The 3,749-nt window shown below is 34.3% G+C and carries 3 protein-coding genes; 1 reads left to right on the forward strand and 2 read right to left on the reverse strand.

The window, feature by feature from the left end; all coding sequences use genetic code 11:
- Positions 1–263 precede the first annotated feature (263 nt).
- On the reverse strand, positions 264–464 hold the full coding sequence (locus B371_RS0101070; protein WP_019412480.1) for a hypothetical protein: 201 nt from the start codon (positions 462–464) through the stop codon (positions 264–266).
- Positions 465–844: 380 nt separating this feature from the next.
- On the opposite strand from B371_RS0101070, the gene pgeF reads away from it, so the two are divergent.
- Positions 845–1,606, forward strand: a complete 762-nt coding sequence (gene pgeF, locus B371_RS0101075; RefSeq protein ID WP_019412481.1) for a peptidoglycan editing factor PgeF — start codon at positions 845–847, stop codon at positions 1,604–1,606.
- 244 nt (positions 1,607–1,850) lie between these two features.
- Here the strand turns inward: pgeF and B371_RS0101080 are convergent, their stop codons facing one another.
- Positions 1,851–2,885: a low specificity L-threonine aldolase gene (locus B371_RS0101080; protein WP_019412482.1), complete on the reverse strand. Its 1,035-nt coding sequence runs from the start codon at positions 2,883–2,885 to the stop codon at positions 1,851–1,853.
- Positions 2,886–3,749 lie beyond the last annotated feature (864 nt).

Here is a 3,749-nt window from a genome sequence, read left to right on the forward strand (position 1 = left end):
TCAATTCCTATTCCAGCAACCTAAGAGGTGGCGTGGTGTCCGATTGAAAGAAACCGTTTTCAAACAGAACCCCACTGCTTTAGCGGTGGGAGTGTCAGCTTCTTTAGTATCAAAAACAATATAAAATAGGTGAAGATCTAGGAACCTTATACAATTAAAATCCCCGCTAGTATCTTTTGATACTAGCGGGGATTTTTTTAAAAAACCACTATATTTTTGCTTTTATTATAAGGAGTAACCTACTCCTTTTTATTTGGCACTCGTCAACCACCTTCTACACATGCTTCAGTGAGATTACTGACATTATCATTTAATTCTTGAAGTAATATAGTAAGAACATCTTCTTTAACTAATGTTACTAAAGTTGTGTCTGTAATTGGCAAATTATATTTTTTAAATACATTTTCTGTGTTTTTCCAATCTTTCACTATTGTTAAAGGTGACATATCTGCTTGTATAACCATTTATAAACCCTCCTATCTATATGTCTATATTTTATCACTTCTCTTATTTAAAAGGTGAAATATCATACTATAATAGCAGATTTAATATAGGTAAATTATGTGATATTAGTTGGAAGACTAGTTCCTGCATTCAAAGTCTAATTCTAATTCCAAAAAAGAGCTTGCTTTAGCATAACTCAATTCTTTTAAAGATATTGGTCTTGTAATCTTTAACGAAGAAACCTAAACCTAAAAATAAAAGCCCTAGGATTGAAGATTGGCTTTGTTGGTTGTTCAATTATATGGGTGCCAATTTAGCCCACTCATCGTCAACATCGACGACCTCTGTACCTGCCTATACATCAGCAATTTATTAATATATATTAAAACAAGGTGATGATATGAAAACAAAGGTGTACTTAAACAAGGAGAAATTCATCGCAGGGATGACCTTTAAAGATGCGGACGAACTTGAAAGCTACAATATGGCTCTTCATGCCTGTGAAAACACTGAAAATGTGGTAGAAAATCGTAAGAAATTAGCTACTTTCTTGCAATGTAGGCTGGATGATTTTGTTTGTGCCAATCAAACACATAGTTCAAATTTCCATCAGGTAACGCTTGAAGATAAAGGGAGAGGCGCTTCCGAAAGTGACACGGCAATTGTGGATACAGACGCCTTATATACGTATGAGCCAAATCTAGTATTATGTAGCTTTACTGCCGATTGTGTCCAGGTTATTTTTCACAATGAAGTGAACGGCCTCATTGGCGTGATTCATTCTGGATGGCAAGGTACAGTCAAAGAAATATCCTTGAATCTATTTGAGCATTTAAAACAAGTTGAACATTGTAATCCAAGTGATTTGCATGTCCAAATTGGTGCAGCGCTAAGTCAGGAGAAATTTGAAGTCGATGAAGATGTATATTCAAAATTCAAGGACCTTGGTTATGCGGATGACTTTATTTATTACAACGATCAAACCCGCAAGTATCACATTGACAATCAGCAAACTGTGAAAAAACAATGTGAGGTGTCTGGTATCCCCGCTGAACAGATAACGATTGATCAGACCTGTACGTATTTAAGCACAGATGGTTTCTCTTATCGTCAAGACAAAGAAAGCGGAAGACATATGAGTTTTATTATTAGAAAAACTTAGCTTCCATTCGCAAAGGTACAGGCGGAAATACGGTTATTGACGAAATCGAAGTGATAAAATAATACTCATTTATAGCCATTAAATATACTCAAAAAGCACATCAACTTTATACATTGATGTGCTGTTATATTAATCACTTCTTAAACAGGGTAACGTCCATATAGCCAAAAGTGGTACTGCTCATATTTCCAAAACAGTTGCAGTTCAAACAAACTAAATTGTATTCATAAAAGTAGCTGTTACTTTAATGCATCTGTAGTTGCCTTTTCATGTCCTCAACAAAACCTCTTACCTCTTCCTCTTTTGTAGCCCAAGATGTGACTAATCGAATTGCAGAGTTTTTGGCATCAATCTTTTCCCATATATAAAAACTATAGTTTTTTTGAAGTTCAGTAATAAGTGAGTTAGGTAAAATTGGAAATATTTGGTTAGAAGGAGAATGGGTCAAGAATGAAAACTGGGCTATGCTACATTCTTCCCTAAGAATGGTTGCCATTTTATTCGCATGCTGAGCTAATTCAAAAAATAAATCATCTCGGAACAGTTCATAAAATTGAATACCTAATAGTCTACCTTTTGCGAGAAGAGCACCTTTCTGCTTTAAATGAAAGCGAAAATCTTCTTTCAAAGAATCATGACAAATGACTAATGCCTCACCTAAAAGTGCTCCGTTCTTGGTCCCTCCAATATAGAATGCATCCACAAGTGCTGGAATATCGGTTAGCTTCAAGTCATTATCATCAGAGCACAGTGCTGACCCAAGCCTTGCCCCATCCATATATAATAGTAGATTATACTCCTGACAGAACTCTCTTAAATCAGTCAATTCTCTCTTAGTATAGATAGAGCCAATTTCCGTCGCATTCGATATGTAAACCAACTTTGGTTTTACCATGTGCTCATCCGCATGTAGTTCTAGGACTATTTTTATTTGTGATGGTGTCAGTTTGCCATTTTCTGTTTCTACAGATAGGATTTTATGTCCCGTTGCTTCAATTGCACCGGTTTCGTGTGTAAGAATATGACCCGTACTAGCAGCAATCGCCGCTTCATATGGTCGAAGAAAAGCAGAAATTGCCGTTAAATTTGTTTGGGTACCGCCTGATAAAAGATGTATATCAACGTCATCTCTCCCAACTTTCTCCTTCATAAGCTCAATTGCTTTTTGCGTAAATTGATCTCCTCCATATCCATCTTCCTGTACAAAGTTTGAGTCGATTAAAGCTTGTAAGATTCTAGGATGTGCTCCTTCACTATAATCATTTTTGAAACTATACATCTGATTTCCTCCAGTCAATAAAATCGTTATTGCTTATTGGATATATTATCATATCATGCTGAATAAACCATATTAAATTCTTGGAAAACATCTTTCATTGAACGCATTTAAAATGACATGTCAAGAATTCGTTCAGCACTCCCCCATGTTTAATTTTTGTTAGAAAAGGTATATTTTTATTAGTCTAGGAATTTTTTTAGTCGGAAAGAGTGCGGAATCAGTCATCATTCATTGAATAAGTTCTATTTTTTTCTTTATAATATAAATTGTATTGGAGTGAATCAGAATGGAAAACAAAAAATGGATTATTGTAATATTATAATTGGTGTAGGAGGTATAGTTTCTTTTCTTTATCTTCTTTTTGGATTTTTTTAGGAATACCCCAAATTAACACCTTGGTATGCAGTCTTCGTTGCTATTCTGTTTATCTTGTTTAATGTAATCTCTATTAAAGATCATAAGATTAAAAAATGGGGAACTGCTTTACTAATTACTCTCGGCTCAGCGGGGATTGTTTATTTTATTCATATTTTATTTTTCACATAATCATCTCATAATTCCTAAAGCATAATAAGAATTATATTAAAATATATTTGAGCAGGAGATTAAAACTTCCTGCTCTTTTTTACTTCCTTAATTACAGAATCTAGCTAGCTCTAAATACAAAGGAATCCCAATAATTAAATTAAATGGGAAAGTTACTACAACCTGAATCCGTGACCAAGGTGATTAAAACCACAAATCACTAATTGAAGTTGGAATTTTTGTTTTGTTAGCCCGACTTTCATCAGTTTTTGATAAAAACACATCAAAAACCGACTTTTCACGTATAGAAACGTTTATTTATCAACGTTTCCCTTCCGG

Origin of the sequence: Paenisporosarcina sp. TG20, from assembly GCF_000286315.1 — a bacterium.
Lineage (GTDB): Bacteria > Bacillota > Bacilli > Bacillales_A > Planococcaceae > Paenisporosarcina.

Bases quoted from the DNA above. Each gene is read 5' to 3' on its own strand.
- B371_RS0101070 (WP_019412480.1), bottom strand. From the start codon at position 464: ATGGTTATACAAGCAGATATGTCACCTTTAACAATAGTGAAAGATTGG.
- pgeF (WP_019412481.1), top strand. From the start codon at position 845: ATGAAAACAAAGGTGTACTTAAACAAGGAGAAATTCATCGCAGGGATG.
- B371_RS0101080 (WP_019412482.1), bottom strand. From the start codon at position 2,885: ATGTATAGTTTCAAAAATGATTATAGTGAAGGAGCACATCCTAGAATC.